21 protein-coding genes are annotated in these 23,902 nt (G+C 62.4%); 15 read left to right on the top strand and 6 right to left on the bottom strand.

The window, feature by feature from the left end; translation table 11 throughout:
- Positions 1-49: 49 nt before the first annotated feature.
- From WNY80_RS10400 to WNY80_RS10380, 5 genes are all read right to left on the bottom strand, one after another.
- The gene (locus tag WNY80_RS10400) at positions 50-1,498 is read right to left on the bottom strand and encodes an amidase (RefSeq protein WP_342887294.1); all 1,449 of its coding nucleotides are present in this window, start codon (positions 1,496-1,498) and stop codon (positions 50-52) included.
- Positions 1,499-1,501: 3 nt separating this feature from the next.
- Positions 1,502-2,245, bottom strand: coding sequence for an alpha/beta hydrolase (locus WNY80_RS10395; RefSeq protein ID WP_342887293.1), 744 nt, complete (start codon positions 2,243-2,245; stop codon positions 1,502-1,504).
- A gap of 92 nt (positions 2,246-2,337) precedes the next feature.
- Positions 2,338-3,360 (bottom strand): AraC family transcriptional regulator, encoded by a 1,023-nt coding sequence (locus tag WNY80_RS10390; protein ID WP_342887292.1) that lies wholly within the window; start codon positions 3,358-3,360, stop codon positions 2,338-2,340.
- 121 nt (positions 3,361-3,481) lie between these two features.
- Positions 3,482-6,430 carry a DNA polymerase I gene (polA, locus tag WNY80_RS10385; RefSeq protein ID WP_342887291.1) on the bottom strand — a complete coding sequence of 983 codons (2,949 nt, stop codon included), beginning with the start codon at positions 6,428-6,430 and terminating at the stop codon, positions 3,482-3,484.
- A gap of 69 nt (positions 6,431-6,499) precedes the next feature.
- Entirely contained in the window at positions 6,500-7,231 is a 732-nt protein-coding gene (locus WNY80_RS10380; protein WP_342887290.1) for an SDR family NAD(P)-dependent oxidoreductase, read from the bottom strand.
- A gap of 176 nt (positions 7,232-7,407) precedes the next feature.
- Between WNY80_RS10380 and WNY80_RS10375 the strand changes: the two genes are divergently transcribed.
- From WNY80_RS10375 to WNY80_RS10315, 13 genes are all read left to right on the top strand, one after another.
- Complete coding sequence (locus tag WNY80_RS10375; RefSeq protein ID WP_342887289.1) at positions 7,408-8,340, top strand: AraC family transcriptional regulator; 933 nt, start codon at positions 7,408-7,410, stop codon at positions 8,338-8,340.
- Positions 8,341-8,729: 389 nt separating this feature from the next.
- Entirely contained in the window at positions 8,730-10,121 is a 1,392-nt protein-coding gene (locus WNY80_RS10370) for a M20/M25/M40 family metallo-hydrolase (protein ID WP_342887288.1), read from the top strand.
- Between the two features lie 221 nt (positions 10,122-10,342).
- Positions 10,343-12,547 carry a transglycosylase domain-containing protein gene (locus WNY80_RS10365; protein WP_342887287.1) on the top strand — a complete coding sequence of 735 codons (2,205 nt, stop codon included), beginning with the start codon at positions 10,343-10,345 and terminating at the stop codon, positions 12,545-12,547.
- Positions 12,548-12,801: 254 nt separating this feature from the next.
- Positions 12,802-14,715 (top strand): molecular chaperone DnaK, encoded by a 1,914-nt coding sequence (dnaK, locus tag WNY80_RS10360; RefSeq protein WP_342887286.1) that lies wholly within the window; start codon positions 12,802-12,804, stop codon positions 14,713-14,715.
- A gap of 65 nt (positions 14,716-14,780) precedes the next feature.
- Positions 14,781-14,966: a hypothetical protein gene (locus WNY80_RS10355; protein ID WP_342887285.1), complete on the top strand. Its 186-nt coding sequence runs from the start codon at positions 14,781-14,783 to the stop codon at positions 14,964-14,966.
- Complete coding sequence (dnaJ, locus tag WNY80_RS10350) at positions 14,953-16,092, top strand: molecular chaperone DnaJ (RefSeq protein WP_342887284.1); 1,140 nt, start codon at positions 14,953-14,955, stop codon at positions 16,090-16,092. Before WNY80_RS10355 ends, dnaJ begins: the two co-directional genes overlap by 14 nt.
- A 110-nt stretch (positions 16,093-16,202) precedes the next feature.
- The gene (gene pmtA, locus WNY80_RS10345; RefSeq protein ID WP_342887488.1) at positions 16,203-16,802 is read left to right on the top strand and encodes a phospholipid N-methyltransferase PmtA; all 600 of its coding nucleotides are present in this window, start codon (positions 16,203-16,205) and stop codon (positions 16,800-16,802) included.
- A gap of 168 nt (positions 16,803-16,970) precedes the next feature.
- Positions 16,971-17,552: an NAD(P)H-dependent oxidoreductase gene (locus tag WNY80_RS10340; protein WP_342887283.1), complete on the top strand. Its 582-nt coding sequence runs from the start codon at positions 16,971-16,973 to the stop codon at positions 17,550-17,552.
- Between the two features lie 80 nt (positions 17,553-17,632).
- On the top strand, positions 17,633-18,361 hold the full coding sequence (gene pyrF / locus WNY80_RS10335; protein WP_342887282.1) for an orotidine-5'-phosphate decarboxylase: 729 nt from the start codon (positions 17,633-17,635) through the stop codon (positions 18,359-18,361).
- Between the two features lie 17 nt (positions 18,362-18,378).
- On the top strand, positions 18,379-18,672 hold the full coding sequence (locus WNY80_RS10330) for a DUF1330 domain-containing protein (protein WP_342887281.1): 294 nt from the start codon (positions 18,379-18,381) through the stop codon (positions 18,670-18,672).
- 149 nt (positions 18,673-18,821) lie between these two features.
- Positions 18,822-19,802, top strand: coding sequence for a complex I NDUFA9 subunit family protein (locus WNY80_RS10325; protein ID WP_342887280.1), 981 nt, complete (start codon positions 18,822-18,824; stop codon positions 19,800-19,802).
- Positions 19,799-20,575, top strand: coding sequence for a sulfite exporter TauE/SafE family protein (locus WNY80_RS10320; protein WP_342887487.1), 777 nt, complete (start codon positions 19,799-19,801; stop codon positions 20,573-20,575). Before WNY80_RS10325 ends, WNY80_RS10320 begins: the two co-directional genes overlap by 4 nt.
- 251 nt (positions 20,576-20,826) lie before the next feature.
- The gene (locus WNY80_RS10315) at positions 20,827-20,979 is read left to right on the top strand and encodes a hypothetical protein (protein ID WP_342887279.1); all 153 of its coding nucleotides are present in this window, start codon (positions 20,827-20,829) and stop codon (positions 20,977-20,979) included.
- Positions 20,980-20,989: 10 nt separating this feature from the next.
- Here the strand turns inward: WNY80_RS10315 and WNY80_RS10310 are convergent, their stop codons facing one another.
- Complete coding sequence (locus WNY80_RS10310) at positions 20,990-21,793, bottom strand: undecaprenyl-diphosphate phosphatase (protein WP_342887278.1); 804 nt, start codon at positions 21,791-21,793, stop codon at positions 20,990-20,992.
- Between the two features lie 188 nt (positions 21,794-21,981).
- Between WNY80_RS10310 and WNY80_RS10305 the strand changes: the two genes are divergently transcribed.
- Entirely contained in the window at positions 21,982-22,674 is a 693-nt protein-coding gene (locus tag WNY80_RS10305; RefSeq protein WP_342887277.1) for a glutathione S-transferase family protein, read from the top strand.
- A 4-nt stretch (positions 22,675-22,678) separates the two neighbouring features.
- Positions 22,679-23,899, top strand: a complete 1,221-nt coding sequence (gene queG, locus WNY80_RS10300; protein WP_342887276.1) for a tRNA epoxyqueuosine(34) reductase QueG — start codon at positions 22,679-22,681, stop codon at positions 23,897-23,899.
- Positions 23,900-23,902 lie beyond the last annotated feature (3 nt).

The following is a 23,902-nucleotide window of genomic DNA, read 5'->3' as shown; positions in this document are numbered from 1 at the left end:
CCGGTAGTTCGGGCCACGATATCGTGGCAATCGGCGGGATTTCGAAGGCCTATTGCCCGGCAAGCCTGGACATCAGCGCGGCCTGGGGTTTGCTCCACTCAACGGCTGCTTCCAGCTGTGCGGCCAGGCGGATCAGGATATCCTCCCTGCCGGGGCTGGCCGAAAACTGCATTCCCACGGGCAGTCCTTCGGGCGACCACGCAACAGGCAGGCTGATCGCCGGTTGGCCGCTGATATTGTAGAACGAGGTGAACGGCGCAAAAGCGAAGACCTTGGCCAGAAACGTCTTTATGTCGGCCTCGCCGGCATCAAGCTGCCCAAGCGGCAGCGGCGGTTTCGCAACGGTCGGGGACAGAACCACATCATGACAGGCAAGCTGTCTCAATATCTCGCTGCCGGTCAGATGGATGCAGGCAATTGCGGCGTTGAGCTCGCCGCCCGACATCTGCCGCCCGATCTGCAGCGCACTCCAGACCGAGGCTTCGAAATCCTCGGCTCTTGCGGCGATTCCCGTCTGTTTCTCGCAATGGTCCACGGTGGAGGCAACCGAAGAGCAAATGACCTTGAGAAACGCTTCGGCGGCTGGCCTCGTCTCGTATGCGAGCTTTGTCGTCCCGGTGACATGGCCGAGATCTTCCAGCAGCTTGCGGGTATCGTCGAGCGCGTTGCGGACCTCCGGATCAACCGCGACGCCGTTCGGCGGCGTCTCCAGGATGCCGATCCGCAACGGCCTCGCCGGGGCATCGGGGATCTGGGAGAAGGACATGTCGTGATAGGGCGCGTAATAGGGCGCCGCGTCGCCGCTGTTTTTCAGGCAGTCCAGCAATCTGGCCGTGTCGCGCACGCTACGGGTGATGGCAAAGGCGTTGAACGTGTCATGCCAGCCCTCGCCGGTATCCAGCCCCGCCAGCACCCGGCCGCGGGTCGGCTTCAGTCCGATCAGGCCACAACAGGATGCGGGGATCCGGATCGAGCCGCCGCTGTCGGTCGCATGCGACAAGGCGACCATTCCCGAGGCCACCGCAGCCGCACTGCCGCCACTTGAGCCGCCGGTCGTGTGATCCGGGTTCCACGGATTGCGCGCGGCACCCAGAAACCGCCCTTCGGTGGTCGAGTTGAGGCCGAATTCGGGTGTGTTGGTACGCCCTGCAATGACGAGGCCGGCTTTCCGCGCCTTCGCCACGACCGAGCTGTCGTGCGAACTGACATGGTTGGCAAAGAACCGGCACCCGTGGCTGAGACGGCTGCCTTCCACCAGCGTGTGCAGATCCTTCACCAGGAAAGGCACGCCGGCAAAGGGTCCGTCCGGCAGGCCGTTGGCGATATCGCGCCGGGCGCTGTCGTAAAGCGTCTCCACCACCGCGTTGAAACGCGGGTTGAGGCGCTCGATCCGGGCGATCGCCGTATCGAGCAGTTCCCGTGGCGAAACCTCGCGTCCGCGAACGAGTTCGGCCAGGGCGGTAGCGTCGCGGCTGGTGTAATCCGCCTCCGAAATCATTGCTCAGTTCCTGCCTGCAACCACGAGCGCATCTGCGAGGGCCTCGGGGTTGGAGTACATCACCTCGTGACTGCCCGGGATCTGAACCAGCCGGCAGGGCGCAACCTTCTGGTACATGCGCGGGAAGAACCCCCATTCGCCGATCGGAAACACCACGTCCTCGGTCGGATTGATGTAGCTCGTCGGAATCTGCAAGGCTTCGAAAGCGGTGAGATCGATCGGCTCGATGATCGGCCCGAAGGGCTCGGGGCACAATTCGTCAAATGCCGCCTTCGCCGTCGCTTCGTCGGCATCACCGATGAAGCCGTCGCGCCACACCGGCCATGGCGGGAACACGGTATTGTCCGCTGACTGGGCCGCCATCTCCTTGAACAGCGCACCGTAATCCGGCGGAACCGCGGCAAGCACCGGCTCGCCATTTCCGGCCAGCAGCGGCGAGATGTAAACCAGGCGCTTGATCCGCTCTGCCAGGCTCTCGGCTGCCTTGCGCACCACCGAGCCGCCCGCACTGTGTCCGACCAGGACGATGTCGCTCAGACCGGCCGCCTTCACGGCATCGACGACACTGTCGACGCAGTCCTGAAAGGTGATGGATGCGGATGCGTTGGCGCCCCGCCCGGGAAGGCTCGGAGCGAAGGTCGCGTGTCCCGCGGCATGCAGGTGCTTCTCCACAAATCGCCAGGAATTGCCGTCATGCCATGATCCGTGCACCAGCACGAATGTGATCTTGCCGTTGTCGCTCGCCATTGTTCTTCCCCTTGGCTGTTTGCCGTTGGAAAGAACCTGCCAGCGATGCGGCCACCTGTCTTAGGCCGGGATCACCGCTATTTATGCGGCTGTCATTTTTCGCCGGAAGCGGTGCGGCGCAGCATGCTTGGTGAAAACCCGTAGCGTCTCTTGAACGCGGAGGAGAAGCTCTGCAGATGGCTGAAACCGACGTCTTCGGCAATATGGGCAACCGGCCGGTCGGTTTCGTCGAGCAGCCGCCAAGCCGTTTCAAGCCGGCGATCGGCAATGTACTCGCTCATCGACCGGTCGTGCACTTCGCGAAATCCGTAGGAAAGCTTGTTGCGGTTGATGCCGAAACGCCGGGCCAGTTCGGACACCGGTGGCGGTTTTGCGAAGCTCTCGTCAAGCGTTTCGCGCACCTGCAGGATGCGGGCCCGGTCCCGGTGCCCCAAGCGGATGCGCGGGCTTGCGGTCTCCGGCCGGCTGGCAAACGACAGCGCATTGACAAGCAGCTCCTCCGATTTGGCCTTGGCGTAGAGCAGCCGCAGGGTTCCGCGATGTTTCATCGTCAGCATGTCGGCCACCGCGCGCAGCGATGCCGGATCCATTTCGTAGCGGTGAAAGAAGAAACCGTCGCTGCCGGTATCTTCCGCGCTTTCGAGGAACCGGTTGTCCCTGGTCCCGAGAAGCTTGCCGAGATAGGCGCGCCTGACCGAAATCGTCACGCACACCGACCGGCCATTGCCATGAATGTGATGCCCGCAATCCGTCCCTTCAGGCTGGTGGAATACTCTCAGTTCCTGGCCGCGCAGCTCGAAGCGGCCACGGTCTTCAAAATCGAATGCAGCGTTGGCGTCGAGGCAGAAATTGAACCGGATCCAGCCTTCGCCGGCATATTTCACGAAACCGTCCTGGCGCCAGAAACAGTCGCTGACGATGATGTTGAAATCCGGATCGAACTCGTAAAAACCGATCTCGCCCCGCCCCGTCGGCTGGTCGAACGACAGTTGGACCGCAGCGTCGGTGTCGCCCTCTTCGCGTGAGCCCCGAAGCAGTCCGCTTCTCAGGCCGAGGCCATTGGCTGAAAGGCTGATCGCATCAGCCGGACCGCGACTGTCCTGAACGCTCTCCATGCACCTCATTTGCCCCCACCCGCCTTGTTTCGTTGCCCCGGTGGCAGCAGGCTAAGCCGAATGGCGGCACATTTCCACTGCTACCGGGGCTAACGGCAAAACCAAACGGCCCGAAGCCTGCTCAGTGGGCTTCGTCCCAGTTCAGTGCGGCGCGGGCGTCAACCTTCAGCGGTACCGCCATGTTGACCGCGGGCATCGCCGCGTTTTCCATCACGTCGACGATCACCGGAATGATCGACTGGGCATCGGCTTCCGCGGCCTCGAAGATCAGTTCGTCATGCACCTGCAACAGCATGCGGGCCTTCTTGCCGGCCTTTTCCAGCGCCGGCTCCATCCGCACCATGGCGCGGCGGATGATATCGGCGGCAGAGCCCTGGATCGGGGCGTTGATCGCGGCCCGCTCGTTGAACGCCCTGACCTGCGGATTGGACGACCGGATGTCCGGATAGTGCGCCCGCCGGCCGAAGATCGTGGTCACGTAGCCATGTTCCTTGGCTTCCGCCTTGGTGGCCTCCATGTAGTCCTTGATGCCGGGAAAGCGCTCGAAATACTTGCGGATGTAGTCTCCTGCCTCGGAGCGCTCGATCCCGAGCTGATTGGCGAGGCCGAAGGCGGAGATGCCGTAGATGATGCCGAAATTGATCGCCTTGGCGCGGCGGCGCACTTCCGGCGGCATGCCCTCGATCGGAACGCCGAACATTTCCGACGCGGTCATGGCGTGAATGTCGATACCGTCGGCAAACGCCTGCGTCAGCTGTGGGATATCGGCGACATGCGCCAGCACCCGAAGTTCGATCTGGCTGTAATCCGCCGAAATCAGCACATTGCCCGGTTCGGCGATAAAGGCGGTGCGGATCTTGCGGCCTTCTGCCGTGCGCACCGGAATGTTCTGGATGTTCGGATCCGATGACGACAGCCGCCCGGTGGTGGTGGCCGCCATCGCGAACGACGTGTGCACCCGCTTGGTCTCGGGATTGATGAACCCCGGCAGCGCGTCGGTATAGGTGGATTTGAGCTTGGTCAGCTGCCGCCAGTCAACGATCTTGCGCGGCAGTTCGTGTCCCGCTGCAGCCAGGTCCTCAAGCGCCTGGGCGCTGGTCGACCATTGCCCGGTCTTGGTCTTGGTGCCGCCGGGCAGGCTCATCTTGTCAAACAGGATTTCGCCGAGCTGCTTGGGCGAGCCGACATTGAAATTTTCGCCGGCCAGCTCCTGGATTTCCGCCTCCAGCGCTGCTGCTCCCTGCGCCAGTTCGCCCGACAGCCGCGACAGGATCTGCCGGTCAACACGGATTCCGTGCTTTTCCATTCGCATCAGAACCGGCGCCAGCGGCCGTTCAAGACGCTCGTAAACCGAAACCATGCCGTCTGAGACCAGCCGTGGCTTGAGCACATGCCACAATCTGAGCGTCACGTCGGCATCTTCCGCGGCATAGGCGGTCGCCTTGTCGATCTGCACCTCGGCAAACGGGATGGCACTTTTGCCGGTGCCGGTCACGTCCTTGTAGGAAATCGTCTTGTGCCCGAGCCAGCGCTCTGACAGCGAATCCATGCCATGCCCGCCGGCGCCTGCCTCGAGCACGTAGGACAACAGCATGGTGTCGTCGAAACTCTCGATCGAGATACCGTGCTGCGCCATCACCAGCATGTCGTATTTGAGGTTCTGCCCGATCTTGAGAACTGCCGGATCCTCAAGCAGTGCCTTGAGTTCGTCGAGCGCCTCGCGCATCGGCATCTGGTCGGCTTGCGCGCCGCCACCGCCCAGAAGATCGCCGGCGCCATTGGAATGCGCCAGCGGCGCGTAACAGGCCTTGACCTTGAGTTCGCCGGTGTCCGGCGCGGTTTCGGGAAGCGCCAGCGAGAAACCCACCAGTTCTGCCTGCATCGCATCAAGCGATGTGGTTTCTGTGTCGAAGGCGACAAGGCCGCGTTCCCGCGCCATCGCGCACCAGGCCTTGAGCTGGTCGATATCGCGCAGCGTTTCATAGGCCGTGGTGTCGATCCTGGCCGACGCGGCAGTTTCCGCGCGCCGCTTGGCCAGTCCCTGCGGGGTGTCATCGCCCTTTGTCGATCCGCCGGAGGATGAGGAGGCGCCGGACGCCTGGCCCGGATCGAGATCGGGTCCGCGCATCTCGGCTGCCGCATCGACGGCGATTTCGGCGGCATCAACCGCGCTGGCGTCGGTTTCGGTGGCATCGGCCACCCGCCGTGTCAGCGAGGTGAATTCCATGCCTTTCAGGAACGACACCAGTTTTGGCCCGTCGAGCGGGTTGAGCGTCAGTTCATCAAGTTTTTCGGTGACGCCGACATCATCCCTGAGCCGCACGAGTTCGCGGGAAAGCCGCGCCTTGTCGGCAAATTCGATGATGTTCTCGCGCCGCTTGTTCTGCTTGATCTCGCCGGCGCGCTCGAGCAGCGTGTCCAGGTCGCCGAATTGCTCGATCAGCTGCGCCGCGGTTTTCGGCCCGATCCCGGGAATGCCCGGCACGTTGTCGACCGAATCGCCGGTCAGCGCCTGCAGGTCGATCATCTTCTCGGGCGGCACGCCCCACTTGTCGATGACTTCCTGCACCCCGATCTGGCGATCCTTCATGCTGTCGTACATCGACACCTGTGGCCCGACCAGCTGCATCAGGTCCTTGTCGGACGAAATCACCGTCACGTCGGCGCCGGCTTCGCGCGCCAGCCGCGCATAGGTAGCGATCAGGTCGTCGGCCTCGAAACCTTCCATCTCGATGCAGGGCAGGTCAAACGCCCGCGTCGCCTCGCGGATGACGGCGAACTGCGGCACGAGATCTTCCGGCGGGGCCGAGCGGTTGGCCTTGTACTCCGGATAAAGATCCTTGCGGAAGGTCTTCGACGAATGGTCGAAAATCACCGCGAAATGCGTCGGCGTCACGCCGACGGATGTATCGCGTGCCTCCGAAACCAGCTTCCACAGCATGTTGCAGAAGCCGGCGACAGCGCCGACCGGCAGCCCGTCTGATTTGCGCGTCAGCGGCGGAAGCGCGTGATAGGCCCGGAAAATGTAGCCGGAGCCGTCGACGAGGAAGAGATGATCACCTTTTTTCATGCTGCAAGGATTAGCGCGGGGGGCCTTCAAGGTCCATGCGCTTTGCACGCAATATGCCGGGAAAAGCAGTCAGCTGCGCGCCAGAATCCTGCGCACCAGTTCCGGCAGCAGCCGGTTGAGGACCAGCACCCGGCGTGACAGGCCGGGGGCAACTGTCTGGCGCTGGTTGGCGACACCCTCCAGAATCGCGTCTGCCATGGCCTCGGGCGAAATCTTTCCCTTGCCGCGGCCCGATGTCATGCCGGTGTCCACCAGTGGCGGCACCGCTTCGACAACGCGCACGCCTTGCGAACGCAGTTGCACCCGGAGCGCCTGCGTGAACGAGGCGAGCCCGGCCTTGGATGCCGAATAGACCGGTGCGGAAGGCTTGGGCTGTCTCGAAACCAGCGATGTCACGTTGACGATGGTGCCGTCCGGCCGCAGCATGAACGGAAGCAGCGCCAGCGCCAGCAGGATCGGCGCGGTCAGGTTGAGCGCGATTTCATCCCGGATGAGGTCCGGGCATTCCGGGTTTGCAATCTGCGGCCCGGTGAGATCGATCGCGTTCTGGACGCCCGCATTGTTGATCAGCACCGCCACCGGCAATCCCAGTGCCGCCACACGGTCGCTCACCCGGGCAATCCCCGCCCGCCCGGCAAGATCGGCATCGAGCGTGGTCAGGTTGTCGTGCGCCTTCGTCGATGCGGTATCGCGGGCTATCGCCAGCACCGGAAAACCGGCATCGAGAAACCGGTTGACCAGTGCAAGGCCGATGCCGCGGCTGGCGCCGGTGATGACGATAAGCTCGCCGTGTTTGGTCATGTCTTGCCTCCTGAGTGTGGATCTGGGGCAAGCATGGGCCGGGGCATCACCGGAATATTGAACATCTGCGCCAGATTCCGGATTGGCGCGATTGTTCAATTTTGATCGGGGCAGCTATGATCGGATACGGCTGCGGAACTCGAATGATCCGGGGTTTGCCGGGGAAGGGTCGTCATATGGAAAGCTTTGCCAGCACAGGCCTGGTAAACCTGCTTCTGCGCGTGGTCCGGACTGTCGATCCGGCGCTGGTTGCCGGGCAGCCATTGCCGGATCCTTTTGCCGGCGGCATTCAATCCGCGGGCTCGAAGCGCAACCTGGTGGACCGGGTCATGCAAAAGCATGGCCCCGGCCTGTTGCTCTCTGTCGGTCAGCACCTGCATCTGATCGGGGAAACACCGGTTGCCACAGTGTTCAAACGCTCGGCGGACCCGCACGTGCTGGCGGACAAATGGCAGCGGCTTGAACGCTATCACCATGCCTCGCACCGGACCCGGATTGAGCCCTTGGGGCACGAAGGCTGGGAGTGTCGCCGCCACAGCATCGATTCAATGCCGACGGCCGGCGAGAATTGCCTTATCGCAGGCCTGCTGATGGGGCTGGCCGGTCTCGTCGGCGCAAGAAATTGCCGCCTTGTGGTCGCCGGGTCCGAACTTGCCCCTTCCGATCTGGCCAACACCGACCTGCCGCCAGGCGTGTCGTTCGAAACCTTCCGGATTGTCTGGTCGCCCTTCCAGCTGCAGGACATGCCGGAACAGGAAGAACGGCCGGAGACGTCGACCGGGATGGCCGACCGGCTTGCCGGCCTTCTCGCCGGCGATGTCGGACGCAGCTGGAAAATCGGTGATGCGGCCCGGCAGATGGCCGTCTCCACCCGCTCGCTGCAGCGCCATCTTGCAGCCGATGGCCGCAGTTTTTCCTCTGCGTTGCGCCGGGCGCGGATGTTACAGGCCACCCGGTTGCTCACGGACACGGCAACCCCACTGGCCGAGATCGGCTATTGTTGCGGCTATGCCGACCAGGCGCATTTCCAGCGCGATTTTCGAAGGGTCACCAACATCACCCCGAAACGGTTTCGCCAGGCATCCGGACAGGCGATACCGGCACGCTAGTTCAGGCAGGCCTGCCAACCGCCAAAACGTGACGGCGTGGCATACTGGCATGAGATACTGGCGCCACCATATGTCTGCTGCCGGCACCAGCCAAATCAGCCGCCGCGTCAGGATCACGGTTTCGTTACAAAACTGTAATGTTCGTGTCCTTGAAAAGCCACATTCCCCGGACCAAATGTCAATCACCGGCGAACGAATAAGCCGATGTCTGGAATTCACGGCTCGTCCCCCGCCGCCTCCAGACCATGGACAAGGGCCGCCCCGCCCCCCTTATAGGCCCTTGTCCTGACAATATGCCGCCATGGCCTTCCCCTCCGGCCATGGCGGCTTTTCTTTTGCCTTCCCCCGGCGTTAATCTGCCTGCTTCTGATTCCCCTCCGGAGCATGCCATGACAGATCTGAACGCCGCCCTTTCCGCTGCCGATGCCAATCTTGATGACAGTCTCGAACGCCTGTTCGGGCTTCTGCGCATCCAGTCGATCTCCACCGATCCGGCCTATGCGCCCGAATGCCGCCGTGCCGGCCAATGGCTGGTCGACGAGCTGACATCACTCGGTTTCGAGGCCAGCCTGCGTGACACCACCGGTCACCCCATGGTCGTTGCCCATCATGCCGGCGCCACACCCGATGCGCCGCATTATCTCTTCTATGGTCATTACGATGTGCAGCCGGTCGACCCGCTTGATCTGTGGACCGATCCGCCGTTCGAGCCGGCAATCAAGGAAATCGCGCCGGGCCGCAAGGCCATCACCGGCCGCGGTTCCTCCGATGACAAGGGCCAGCTGATGACCTTTGTCGAGGCCTGCCGGGCCTGGAAGGCGGCATCGGGCACCCTGCCGTGCCGCATCACCATCCTGTTCGAAGGCGAGGAGGAATCCGGCTCTCCCTCGCTCAAGCCGTTCCTCAAGGCCAATGCCGAAGAACTCAAGGCCGAGTGCGCGCTGGTCTGCGATACCGGCATGTGGGACCCCGAGACCCCGGCAATCGCCGTCGCACTTCGCGGCCTGGTCGGCGAGGAGGTCACGATCCATGCCGCAGACCGGGACCTGCATTCCGGCCTGTTCGGCGGAGCTGCCGCCAACCCGCTGCACATCCTGTCCAAGATTCTTGCCGATCTGCACGATGAAACCGGCCGGGTGACGCTCGAAGGCTTTTATGACGGCGTCGAGGAAACCCCGGCTCAAGTGCTTGCCAGCTGGGAAAGCCTCGGCAGGACGGCTGAAGATTTCCTTGGCGAAGTTGGTCTTTCGGTTCCGTCTGGCGAAAAGGGCCGTTCCGTGCTGGAGCTGACCTGGGCCCGTCCGACTGCTGAAGTCAACGGCATGTGGGGCGGATACACCGGCGAGGGCTTCAAGACCGTGATCGCGGCCGAGGCCTCCGCCAAGGTCTCCTTCCGGCTTGTCGGCAAGCAGGATCCCGACCAGGTCCGCGCCGCTTTCCGCGCCCATGTCGAGGCCCGGTTGCCTGCAGATTGTAAGGTGAGCTATGCGCCGCATGGCGGTTCACCCGCCATCCAGTTGCCGTTTGATTCGCCGGTGGTCACCAAGGCGCGCAACGCGCTGACCGATGAATGGCCGAAGCCCGCCGTGATGATCGGCATGGGCGGGTCCATCCCCATCGTCGGCGATTTCCAGAACATCCTCGGCCTGCAATCGGTCCTGTGCGGCTACGGTCTGACCGATGACCGCATCCATTCGCCCAACGAGAAGTACGACCTGACCTCGTTCGCCAAGGGAATCCGGTCCTGGGTGCGTATTCTGGATGCCCTGTCGGTACGCTGAGACACGGCATTCGTGCCCTGTCATCAGGAGTGTGAAAGGGGTGGTTTCCTTAACCACCCCTTAAATCGTCGCAATTAGGGTGTTTTCACATCGCCGGGCAGTTTCGGAATGGGACACCCCAGGTCCTCTTTGCGGAATTGCTGTGAAACCAAACCCCGGATTGTTGCCGCGCGTTCTGCGTTTGCGCGGCTTGCCGGGACAAAACAGCATCCGGACCCTTCATGGCGCGCAAGAAGACCACTCGAAGCCGCATCGAACCCTCGTTTGAGGGCTCGCGATCGAAAGGGAATTCGCGCACCATCGCCGATGAGCGCGTAGCCGGCAAAACCGCGGCCAAGTCAGCCAAGTCGACCACCGCCCGGCGCCGCAAGAAACCGCAGTCAAAAGCCCGCAAACCCAAGGCGAGAACGTCACGCGGCCGCATCGGCCGCGCCGTGCGCTCGATGGCCTACTGGTGCTGCGTGCTGGGGATCTGGGGCGGCATCGCCATTGCCGGAATCGTGATCTTCTACGGCGCGCGGATGCCGAGTGCTGCAACATGGTCGATCCCCGACCGCCCCCCCAATGTCAAGATTGTCTCGGTCAATGGCGAGACCATGGCCAATCGCGGCGCCACCGGCGGCGAAGCCCTGCTGCTCGGTGACATGTCGCCCTATATTCCCGAAGCCGTGATCGCCATCGAGGACCGCCGCTTCTACTCGCATTTCGGCGTCGATCCGATCGGGCTGGCGCGCGCCATGGTTTCCAACGTCATGGCCGGCCGCATGGTCCAGGGCGGATCGACGCTGACCCAGCAATTGGCCAAGAACCTTTTCCTGTCTCCGGATCGCACGATTGAACGCAAGGTGCAAGAGGTGCTGCTGTCGCTGTGGCTCGAGCATCGCTTCACCAAGGACCAGATCCTGGAAATGTATCTCAACCGGGTGTTCTTCGGATCCGGCGCCTATGGAGTCGAGGCGGCGTCCCGCCGCTATTTCCGCAAGCCCGCCCGCGATGTGTCGCTTGCTGAGGCCGCGCTTCTGGCCGGCTTGCTCAAGGCGCCGTCGCGGCTGTCGCCGGCGCGCAATCCCAAGGCCGCCGAAGCCCGTGCGCAAGTGGTTCTGGCCGCCATGCGCGAGCAGGGGGTGGTGTCCGACAGCGAGATCGCCACGGCGCTGACCAGCCCGCAGGTGCGTGCCAAGAGCTACTGGACCGGTTCGGAGAACTATGTCGCCGATCTGGTGATGGAGCGCCTGCCGGCTCTGGTCGGCAAGATTTCCGAGGATCTTGTGGTCGACACGACCATCGATTTCCAGCTTCAGCGCGAGGCTGAGAAGGCCCTGCGTGCGACGCTCGAGAAAAACGGCGCCAAGCTCAATGTTAGCCAGGGTGCACTTGTCTCCATCGACGGCACCGGCGCAGTCAGGGCGCTCATCGGCGGCCGCGAATATGCCACCAGCCAGTTTGACCGGGCGACCGATGCGTTGCGGCAACCCGGATCCGCCTTCAAGCCGATTGTCTATGCCACGGCGCTCGAACAGGGCCGCACGCCATTGTCGGTGCGCAATGATGCACCGGTGAAAATCGGCAAATGGACCCCCGAGAACTACGACGGCAAATATCGCGGCAAGGTCACCCTGTCTGATGCCCTGGCCTATTCGCTCAACACGGTTGCCGCCCAGCTGGTGATGGAAGTCGGGCCGAAGGCTGTGGTCCAGACCGCCCGGCGGCTTGGCATCGAAGCGCCGATGAAGGCCAATGCCTCGATCGCGCTTGGAACCTCCGAGGTCACCCTGCTGGAGCTGACCGGAGCCTATGCCCCCTTCATGAACGGCGGCTACAAGGCCACCCCGCACGTCATTCGCCGGGTCTCCACCCATGATGGCAAGGTTCTTTACGAGAATACCTATGACAACCCGCCGCGCGTCATTGATCCGGGCGTTGCCGCAATGATGAACCGCATGCTGGTGCGTGTGGTCGAGGAAGGCACCGGCCGCAGGGCGCGTCTTGATGGCTGGCCGGCCGCCGGCAAGACCGGAACCACCCAGTCCTACCGTGATGCACTGTTTGTCGGTTATACCGCGAATCTCGCGACCGGCGTCTGGTTCGGCAATGACGACGGCAAGCCGATGAAGAATGTCACCGGCGGCGGTCTTCCGGCCGAGACCTGGAAGCAATTCATGCAGGCGGCCCATCACGGGGTTCCTCCCGCCGGCTTGCCGGTTGGCGGTAGCATGCCGCCCGTTGCAATCGGCGGCCCCGGGTCGGACGACGCAGACCCGGTGGCAGGCCTGGTGCGCGAACTGGCGCCGGTGCCGGTTTCGCGTGATGCCACCGGCGCCACAAACGGCAATTCCCTGGCGCCGCCGGCCGACATCGGCGCCGCGCCGCCGCAGCCGGCAGGTAGCAAACGAACCACCCTCCTTGACATCCTGATGGGCAATTGACAGTCAATCAGGCCACCTAAACCCGCAAAAAACAGACAATATCGTGCAATCTGCGTTTCCCATGACGCTTGCAGTCTGTAAGTGACATTCTTATATACGGCTCAACGCTTCCGGCGAGCGCCGCTTTCGCGGTCTTGGCTTTGGCGGCGGAAACGGATGAGCAGACCATCCTGTTTTCAAATAGTGTCCCGTTAGGGGCTGTCGAATGGAACGCCTGACCGGGTCCCGGCAGCTCGCTTCAAGGAGAATTTAATATGGCTAAAGTAATCGGTATCGACCTCGGAACCACCAATTCCTGCGTCGCAGTAATGGATGGCAAGGACGCCCGCGTGATTGAAAACGCGGAAGGCGCCCGCACCACACCGTCGATGGTGGCATTCAGTGAAGACGGCGAACGTCTGGTTGGCCAGCCGGCCAAGCGGCAGGCTGTCACCAACCCGGAAAACACGCTTTTTGCGGTCAAGCGCCTGATCGGCCGCCGCTTTGAAGACAAGGCTGTCGCCAAGGACCAGGAACTGGTTCCCTTCAAGATCGTCCGCGGCGACAACGGCGATGCATGGGTGGAAGCAAACGGCGACAGCTATTCGCCGGCCCAGATCTCCGCCATGATCCTTCAGAAGATGAAGGAAACCGCCGAGTCCTACCTTGGCGAAAAGGTCGAGAAGGCCGTCATCACGGTTCCCGCCTACTTCAACGACGCCCAGCGTCAGGCAACCAAGGATGCCGGCAAGATCGCAGGCCTGGAAGTTCTCCGCATCATCAACGAGCCGACAGCTGCGGCGCTGGCCTATGGCCTGGACAAGACCGAAGGCAAGACCATCGCGGTCTATGACCTTGGTGGCGGCACGTTCGACGTCTCGATCCTCGAAATCGGTGATGGCGTCTTCGAAGTGAAGTCGACCAACGGCGATACCTTCCTCGGTGGTGAAGACTTCGACATGCGCCTTGTTGGCTACCTCGCCGACGAGTTCAAGAAAGAGCAGGGCATTGACCTGAAGAAGGACAAGCTTGCTCTGCAGCGCCTCAAGGAAGCCGCGGAAAAGGCCAAGATCGAACTTTCGTCTGCGCCGCAGACCGAAATCAACCTGCCGTTCATCACCGCCGATGCGTCGGGTCCGAAGCATCTGACCATGAAGCTCAGCCGCTCCAAGTTCGAGAGCCTGGTTGACGACTTCGTCCAGCGCACGATTGCTCCTTGCAAGGCTGCGCTCAAGGATGCCGGCCTTCAGGCCGGGGACATCGACGAGGTGGTTCTGGTCGGCGGCATGACCCGCATGCCCAAGATCCAGGAAGTCGTGAAGAAGTTCTTCGGCAAGGATCCGCACAAGGGCGTCAACCCGGACGAAGTGGTCGCCATGGGTGCTGCCATTCAGGCCGGCGTGTTGCAGGGCGACGTCAAGGACGTTCTGCTGCTCGACGTGACCCCGCTGTCACTCGGCATCGAGACACTGGGTGGCGTGTTCACCCGCCTGATCGATCGCAACACCACGATCCCGACCAAGAAGAGCCAGGTCTTCTCCACCGCTGAAGACAATCAGAACGCGGTGACGATCCGGGTCTTCCAGGGCGAGCGTGAAATGGCTGCCGACAACAAAATCCTCGGCCAGTTCGATCTCGTCGGCATTCCGCCGGCACCGCGCGGCGTGCCGCAGATCGAAGTCACCTTCGACATCGACGCCAACGGCATCGTCAACGTCTCGGCCAAGGACAAGGGCACCGGCAAGGAACACCAGATCCGTATCCAGGCATCTGGCGGTCTGTCGGACTCCGACATCGACGCGATGATCAAGGAAGCCGAGGCAAATGCCGAAGCCGACAAGAAGCGCCGCGCCACCGTCGAGGCGAAGAACCAGGGCGAAAGCCTGATCCATTCTTCGGAACAGTCGCTCAAGGATTACGGCGACAAGGTCACTGAAGAGGATCGCACTGCCATCGCCGATGCGATCGCAGCCCTGAAGACCGCGGTGGAAGCCGAGGAGCCCGACGCCGAAGACATCCAGGCCAAGAGCCAGACACTCATGGAAGTGTCGATGAAGCTCGGTCAGGCAATGTACGAGCAGAGCCAGGCTGAAGAAGGTGCTGGCGAAGCCGAAGGCGACGAGAAAATCGTCGATGCTGACTTCGAGGAAGTCAATGACGACGACAGCGACGAGAAGAAGTCCGCTTAAGTCTCTTCATCAATATCCGCCCGGCTGCAAACAGTCGGGCGGACCGCATATGATGGAGGTAGTAAGTGGCAAACGTTCCAGATCCAGACGATTTTGACCACCCGGACATGTTCCGCGACCTGATAGCCAACGCGCACGGAGCGGGTGGGCTGAAGGACGGTGAATCCGCGATAACACTTGCCGGCGCAGGACCGTTTGGTCACGGCGTCGACGAGATGACAATTGAAGGCTGGTTGAATGGCCAAGGCTGACTTTTACGAAATACTTGGTGTGGCGCGTGGCGCGGACGAGAAAGAGCTGAAAAGCGCTTTCCGCAAGCTTGCCATGAAGTACCACCCGGACAAGAATCCCGACAGCGCAGAAGCCGAGCACAAGTTCAAGGAAATCAACGAGGCTTACGAGTTTCTGAAGGATCCGCAGAAGCGCGCGGCCTATGACCGGTTCGGGCATGCTGCCTTCGAGCAGGGCGGCCCCGGCGGAATGGGCGGCGGCTTTGGTGGTGGCGGCGGCGGGTTCTCCGACATCTTCGAGGATATCTTCGGCGAGATGATGGGTGGCCGCGGCGGACGCAGGTCGTCCGGTGGCCGCGAACGCGGCGCCGACCTTCGCTACAACATGGAAATCACGCTCGAGGAAGCCTACACCGGCAAGACCGCGCAGATCCGGGTTCCCACCTCGATCACCTGCGATGTCTGCTCCGGTTCGGGCGCCAAGCCCGGCACCCAGCCCACCACTTGCGCCACCTGTGGCGGCGCCGGCCGGGTTCGTGCGGCACAGGGTTTCTTCTCGGTCGAGCGCACCTGCCCGACCTGTCACGGCCGTGGCCAGACCATCACCGACCCCTGCACCAAATGTGCCGGTCAGGGCCGGGTCACCGAAGAGCGGTCGCTGTCAGTCAATATTCCCGCAGGCATCGAGGATGGCACCCGCATCAGGCTGTCGGGCGAAGGCGAAGCCGGAATGCGCGGCGGCCCTGCCGGCGATCTCTACATTTTCCTCTCGGTACGCCCGCATGCGGTGTTCCAGCGTGAAGGCGCCGATCTTTACTGCTCCGTGCCGATTTCCATGACCACGGCTGCGCTTGGCGGCAAGTTCGACATCACCACGATGGATGGCGCGCGTTCGCGGGTGACGGTGCCCGAAGGCACCCAGCCGGGCAAGGAACTGCGGTTGCGCGGCAAGGGCATGCCGGTTCTGCGCTCGGCGCAGTTCGGCGATCTCTATGTCCGCATCACCATTGAAACGCCTCAGAAGCTGTCCAAGCGGCAACGTGAATTGTTGATGGAGTTCCAGGAATTGTCTTCCAAGGAGACAAGCCCCGAATCCACCGGCTTCTTTTCAAGAATGAAGGGCTTCTTTGACACGATGTCGGATTGATCCCTCGGGCAATCCGGCCTCGCCCAATAGAAACCATGTTTGCTGTTCAACCGGTGGTGTGTAAACTGTCCGCTGGACAGGGGCGCCGCTGGAGGGTGCAGGCCGTGAGCATGAGTTTTCCCGAACGTTTTGTCCGCCGTTTCGATGACGAGATCCGCTTTTTCAAGGGATGGCTCGACGGTCCGAAGGCGGTCGGCGCCATCATGCCGACCTCCTCGGTCACAGCCCGCTCGATGGCGTCGCTCATCAACCCCGCATCAGGGCTGCCGGTGCTTGAACTCGGGCCCGGAACCGGTGTCATCACACGTGCCATACTGGCACGCGGCATCGCCCCCTCCGACCTGGTGTCGATCGAGTACTCGGTGGATTTTCACACCCGTCTGCAGATTGATTTTCCAGGCGTCCGGTTCATTCGCGGCGATGCCTTTGGTCTTGATCAAACGCTTGGAGACCTGAACACCAGTCTCTTCGACTGCGTGGTTTCGGGTATCCCGCTTCTGAACTTTCCCATGTCCAGCCGTGTGGCGCTGATCGAGGATCTGCTCGACCGCCTTCCGCCCGGAAGGCCGGTGGTCCAGTTTTCCTACGGCGCCCTGTCGCCGGTGTTGTCGCGCGGGACCAGTTTCCAGGTGGTCCATCATGATTTCGTGTTGCGCAATGTGCCGCCCGCGAGATTGTGGATCTATCGCCGTGGCGCACCGGCTTCCTGAAGCGGAACTGGCATACCTTGCAAGGCGTGCAGCTGCACATGAGCCGTTTTTGCTGTCCTTGATCACCGGAAATCAGCCGTCATCGGCTTCACTCGCTGCCCGCTTGCGGTATATGGACATCCAGAAATCAAGGTCCCGGTTCGGGGCCAGCATGAAGCGGAGTATGCCATGACCCCCAGAATTCTCGTCCTTCCCGGTTCGAACCGCACGGGTTCGTTCAATGCCTCGCTGGCGGCTGCCGCCTCGGTTGAACTGGCGCAGCAGGGTGCCGATGTCACCCGCATCTCGCTGGTCGATTATCCGCTGCCGATCGTCGACGAGAACCTGAAGAACGAATCCGGCATTCCCGAAAACGCCATGAAGCTGGGGCGCCTCATCGCCGCGCATCATGGCGTGTTTCTGTGCTGCCCGGAATACAATTCGTCGATCCCGCCGCTGCTCAAGAACATGATTGACTGGGTCAGCCTGATCACCAGGGATAGCGAGAGGCCATTCAAGCCCTGGGCCGGACGGTACGTGGCGCTCGGATCGGCGTCAAACGGCAAGCTGGGCGGCATTCGCGGTCTCTATCATGTCCGCTCGGTGATGGTGAATGTCGGAGCCCAGGTGATCAGCGAGCAATGCGCGGTCAGCGGTGCGGCCGATGCTTTCGAGGCCGACGGGCGGCTCAAGGATGAACGGACCGGTGCCATGCTGGCCAACACCTGCAAATCCCTGATCAGGCATTGTTCAATGATGTCGGCCGGCTGACGGACTTGGTTCCGGCCCCATAGCTCTTGCGATCCCGGTGCCTTCATGCGAGGACCGGGTGAAACTTAAGGGAGTGCAAGATGTCAGTTGCAGCGCTTGAACAGGGTTCACCATCCAGCAGCCAGCATGATCCGCGCCTCATCGTCGGGCTCGATGTTCCCACCGTCGCCGAGGCCGAGGCGCTGGTCAACCGGATCGGCGATGCGGCGATGTTCTATAAGATCGGCTATCAGCTCGTCTTCGCCGGTGGATTGCCGTTTGCCAGGGAGCTCAAGGCTTCCGGCCGCAACGTGTTTCTCGACATGAAGCTCCTCGACATCGACAACACGGTCGCCAAGGGCGTCGAGAACATCGTCGAGATGGGCGTCGACATGCTGACCATCCACGCCTACCCCAAGGCCATGCGCGCTGCGGTGGAAGCCGCCAAGGGGAGCAATCTGTGCCTGCTCGCCGTCACCGTGCTGACCTCCATGGATGCGGCCGATGTCGCCGAAGCAGGCTATGCGCTGGCGCCCGAGGAACTGGTGTTGCGCCGGGCCGCCCAGGCCCGCGACGCCGGCATGGGCGGCATCGTCTGCGCCGCGGCAGAAGCGAAGGCTGTACGCGAAATCGTTGGCCCCGACATGGCCATCGTCACACCGGGCATAAGGCCCGCCGGCGCCGATCATGGCGACCAGAAACGGGTGATGACGCCCGCCCAGGCGCTTGCCGCGGGGTCCTCGCACCTGGTAGTCGGGCGGCCGGTTTGCAAAGCCTCCGACCCTGCGTCGGCTGCAAGGGCAATCACCGCCGAGATGGCGCAAGGCTGACAAGGGAGAGAGTGAGAATGGCAAAGGGATACTGGATCGGCCGCATCGATGTGCGTGATCCTGAAGCTTACAAGGCCTATATCGAGACCGCGACACCGGCTTACAGGGAATTTGGCGCGAAATTCCTGGTGCGCGGCGGCGATTTCAACCCGGTCGAAGGCCCGGCGCGCACACGCAATGTGGTGATCGAATTCCCGAGTTATGAGGCGGCACTGGCCTGCTACAACTCCGAAACCTATCAGAAGGCCAAGGCGATCCGCCAGGAATTCGCTGATGGCGAGCTGATCATCATCAAGGGCAATGACGCCTGAAACCGCTGAAGCTGCGATTAATCCCCGCACACGGTGGAGGAGCCCTTCACCTTGCCGGGGTTTTTGATTATGAGCTTGGGTGGACTGCGGCCGAATCTTTTTGCGCGTGCGAAACAGCCGGCCCAACGATCCTGTCAGGGAGTGCATAGATGACATCGCTCAATCAACCCAAGCTCGTCACGGTCTTCGGCGGGTCCGGTTTTGTCGGCCGCCACGTTGTGCGTGCGCTCGCCCGGCGTGGATACCGCATTCGCGTTGCCGTTCGCCGGCCCGACCTTGCCGGTCACCTGCAGCCTCTGGGCGGTGTTGGCCAGATCGTCGCTGTCCAGGCCAACCTGCGCAACCGGGAATCGGTCAACAGGGCGGTCGCCGGTGCGGATTACGTCGTCAACTGCGTTGGCATCCTGTTTGAATCGGGCCGCAACACCTTCGGGTCGGTTCAGGAATTCGGTGCACGTGCGGTGGCGGAAGCTGCCCGGGCGGCAGGCGCCGGCCTCACCCATATTTCGGCCATCGGCGCCGATATCGATTCGGAATCCGACTACGCCAGGTCCAAGGGTCTGGCTGAAGCATCAGTCCTCAAGGTTCTGCCCGATGCGGTGATCCTGCGGCCTTCGATCGTGTTCGGTCCGGAAGACGGCTTCTTCAACAAGTTTGCCGAAATGGCGCGGTTCTCTCCGGCCCTGCCGCTTATCGGCGGCGGCGAGACCCGGTTCCAGCCGGTTTATGTCGGCGATGTCGCCGAAGCCGTTGCCCGCAGCGTCGACGGCACGGTGCCCGGTGGCAAGATTTATGAACTCGGCGGCCCGCGGGTGATGAGCTTCAAGCAGGTCCTGGAAGAAATTCTCGAGATCACCCATCGCAAGCGCGCCCTGCTGCCGCTGCCGTGGGGGCTGGCCTCGCTGATCGGCAAGATCGCCACATTCATCCCCTTTATCGATCCGCCGTTGACCGATGATCAGGTGATCCTGCTCAAGAGCGACAATGTCGTCTCGGCGCAAGCGGAAAATGAAAACCGCACGCTGGCCGGCCTTGGCATCCCGCAGACCACCGTGGAAGCCGTCTTGCCGAGCTATCTCACCCGCTACCGGCCGCATGGCCAGTACAGCGGCACCGGAAGCGAAGCCTGATCGCGCCACTGATCGCTGCCTTTCTGCCGCCGGGGCTTGATGTCTGGGCGGCGGCCATTCTCATCACCGCAAGTTTTTTCACCTCGGCGCTGACCGTTGCGGTCGGCATCGGCGGCGGCGTGGCGCTGCTCGCGCTGATGGGGTATCTGGTTCCCGTTGCCGCCATTATCCCCGTTCACGGCGTGGTCCAGCTGGGCTCCAATGTTGGCCGCACCGCATTGCTCTCCAGCCATGTCGCATGGGCCTGTCTGGCAGCCTTTCTCATCGGCGCCATTCCCGGCGCGTGGGCCGGCAGTTCCGTGGTCGGCGAGTTGCCCGAACCCGTTCTCAAGGCGGCACTCGGCGGGTTCATCCTGTTGATCACCTGGATGCGGTTGCCCCGGCTGGCTGCCATCACGCTGCCGGGCTTCGCGGTGACAGGCGCCATCACCACGTTCCTGACGATGATCTTCGGCGCCACCGGCCCGTTCAACGCCGTGGTCCTGTCCAAGGCCTTTCCCGACCGGCTGCGGTTCCAGGCGACCACGGCGGCGGTGATGAGCCTGCAGCACCTAGTCAAGACCGCGGCCTTCGCGCTGGCCGGCTTTGCCTTCGGGCCGTGGCTGCCGCTGCTGGTGGCGATGATACTCACCGGACTGGCTGGAACCTGGGTCGGAACCCACATTTTGCGCAAGACCCCGGAGAGCCGCTTCCAGCTGATCTTCAAGATCTGTCTGACGCTGCTGGCGCTCGATCTGATCCGGCGCAGTGTTGCCGGAATGGCGCATGGTTAGCAATGATTTAAGATTCAGCCGTTTTATTGTTGAAGACGTCATCCGCCGGGCTTGAACCAACCGGCAGAGCCGCGTAAATCGCCCCGTCCCCGGGTGGCTGCGTTCAAACGCAAAATGCCATTGCCCGGGTTCAGCAACACGCCTGCCCCGCGCACGGGACGGGAATCGGAAAGAATTCAAGTGCGCACGATGCATTTTGCCAGCTGGCCGAATGCAGCATTCTGTATCAGACAAAATCGGGACATGAGTAAATGGGTAAAACAGTCGTATCCGCGTTCGCATTCGCAATTGTGGTGATCTTGGCCGCATCCGCCTTTGCACCGCGCAGCGTCGCCCATTCCTCCAAGGGCTGCACGCCGGCCTATGGTGTTGATCCCTGCGCCGTTCAGGCCATGTCCGAATAAATCTTCCGGCTCAGCCCAGAAACCACAAGCCGACAAGTCCCAGTCCGCCCACCAGGATGCGCCACCACGCAAACAGGGCGAAGCCGTGACGGGAAACGAAGTCGAGCAGGCTGCGCACCACGATCACGCCGGCAATAAACGCCATGACAAAGCCCACCGCGATGGTGACGACATCGTCGTAGGCCAGCTTGTCGTAGTTCTTGTACAGATCGAGCGCGAACGCGCCGACCATCGTCGGCATGGCCAGGAAGAACGAGAATTCCGCCGCCGACCGCTTGTCGGTTCCCATCAACAGGGCACCGGCGATGGTGGCGCCCGATCGCGAGGTGCCCGGAATCATCGCCAGGCACTGGCAAAGTCCGATCTTGAAGGCCAGCGACAGCGGATAATCCATCACATTGGTGTATTTCGGCGTCAGCTTCATCCGGTCGATGACCAGCAGAATGACGCCGCCGCCGATCAGCACCCAGCAGATCAGCGCGGTCGATTCAAACAGCACCGACTTGATGAAACCGTGGGCCAGTGCGCCGATCACCGCGGCGGGCAGGAATGCCAGCAGGATCGCGCCGACAAAGTGCCGTGCCTTGGCGCTCGACGGAAGTGCGGTCGCCAGCGCCCAGAGCCGGGCGAAATAGACCGACAGGATCGCGAGGATCGCGCCCAGCTGCACAAGCACCTCGAAACTGTTGCCGGGTGACTTGAATCCCAGGAAATGACCCGCCAGCAACAGGTGCGCTGTCGAGGAGACCGGCACAAACTCGGTAAGGCCTTCGATGAGGCCAAGCAGCGCCCCCACAATTGTCGATTCATTCATGCCGGAGAGTCCCTGTTTTGCGCGAATATTGGCATGGGCCATTGGATCGCCCATTTTGGCGACGAGGATTCACGGACACCTGATCAGTGATTCGCTTGTCTTGCAGTGGGCCAGTCCCTATAGCTCTATTTTCCGGAATCTGACCAGTCCCGCGCACCGGCGCCAACGCAAACACGCTCAGCTTCACGATGCCAGTTCTATATCATCACACCATATCCGCAGCGTCCCGTTTCGTCAGGGTCTGTTTCAACGAGGTCGATTTTGCCGCAGAGTTGGTGGAAGAACTGCCTTGGGAGAAGCGTCCGGATTTTCTGAAGATCAATCCGGCGGGAACCCTGCCTGTCTGCTTGACCGACAATGGTCATGCGCTGTGCGGTCCGCATATCATTTCCGAATGGCTTGATGAATCCTTCGGCGTGTTCAAGCGCGACCGTCGACTTCTTGCCGAAGACCCGTTCCGCCGCGCCGAAACCCGGCGGCTGGTCGAATGGTTCCTGATCAAGTTCGAGCAGGATGTGGTGCGTCCGCTGGTGCGCGAGCGGATCATCAAGCTGCAATTGCCGACGAGCAAGGGCGGCGGTTCGCCCGATCCCAAGATGCTCAGGGCCGGACGCGCCAATATCCGCCAGCACATGAAATACCTGTCCTGGCTGGCCGGAACGCGCGCGTGGCTGGCCGGCGACAAGCTCAGCTATGCCGATCTTGCCGCTGCGGCCGCGTTGTCGGTGATGGATTATCTCGGCGAGATCGACTGGAACGAATATCCGCAGGCCAAGGAATGGTACCAGCGCGTCAAGTCCCGCCCGTCGTTCCGGCCTTTGCTGGCCGACCGGGTCCGCAACCTGCCGCCGGTCGCCCACTACGCCGACCTCGATTTCTAGGCTGATGGCGGGCGCCAGCCATACCGGGCCCGGAAAACCGGCCGACGAGACTGGCTCCGGCGATGCCGCGCTGTCCGCGGCCAGGGCCGAGCGGCTCAAGACCTTTCTCACGACCGAAGCGGAGCGTCTCGGGTTTTGCGCGCTGGCGGTTGCTCCGGCGCAGGCGGCAGCGGTTTTGCGTGACCGTCTGAGCGAATTTGTCGCCCTTGGCAGGCATGGCTCCATGCAATGGATTGCCGAAACCCTGGACCGCCGTGCCGACCCGCAGGTGCTGTGGCCGGAAGCGCGTTCGGTAATCGTGCTGGCGATGAACTACGGCCCTGATTGTGATCCGCTGGAAAACCACGCTCGCAGGGACAGTGCCACGATCTCGGTCTATGCCCGCAATCGCGACTATCACGACCTCATCAAGGGTAAGCTGAAGGAGTTGGCCGGCAAGTTCGCCTCCCGCGCCGGTGGTGACGTCAAGGTCTTCGTCGACACCGCGCCGGTGATGGAAAAGCCGCTGGCACAGTCAGCCGGGATTGGCTGGGTCGGCAAGCACACCAACCTGGTCAGCCGCAGCCATGGCTCGTGGATCTTCTTGAGCTCGATCTTCACCACCGTCGATCTGGTGACGGACACACCTGAGATCGACCACTGCGGCTCCTGCCGCGCCTGTCTCGATGCCTGCCCGACCAACGCGTTTCCGGCGCCCTACCAGATCGACGCGCGCCGCTGCATTTCCTACCTGACGATCGAGAACAAGGGCCCGATTCCTGTCGAGTTCCGCACCGCCATCGGCAACCGTGTCTATGGTTGCGACGATTGTCTCGCTGCCTGTCCGTGGAACAAGTACGCCCAAACCGCCCATGAAGCCAAACTGGTCGCGCGCGATGATCTGCGCTCGCCGCCGCTGTCGGAATTTCTGGCAATGGACGACGCCGCGTTTCGCAGCTTTTTCTCCGGCTCTCCGGTCAAGCGTGTCGGTCGCGACCGGTTCTTGCGAAATGTGCTGATTGCGGCGGGAAACAGTGGCGAAACCGGTCTTGTGCCGGCTTGCGAAGCCCTGTTGCAGGATCCGTCACCGCTGGTGCGCGGGGCTGCCATATGGGCCCTGTCGCAACTGGCCGCACCTGAAGACGTGCGCGGCCTGGCGGTCGCGGCCGTTGAAGAGCCCGATGCCCAGGTTCGCCAAGAGTGGCAGCTGGCGCTCGGTGCCGGCAATGAAATGGAGCGAGGCTGAATT

It is taken from the genome of Hoeflea sp. AS16 (genome assembly GCF_038900095.1).
Lineage (GTDB): Bacteria > Pseudomonadota > Alphaproteobacteria > Rhizobiales > Rhizobiaceae > Hoeflea.
The sequence above is the reverse complement of the archived record's forward strand: the minus strand, read 5'-3'. Positions and strand labels throughout refer to the sequence as shown.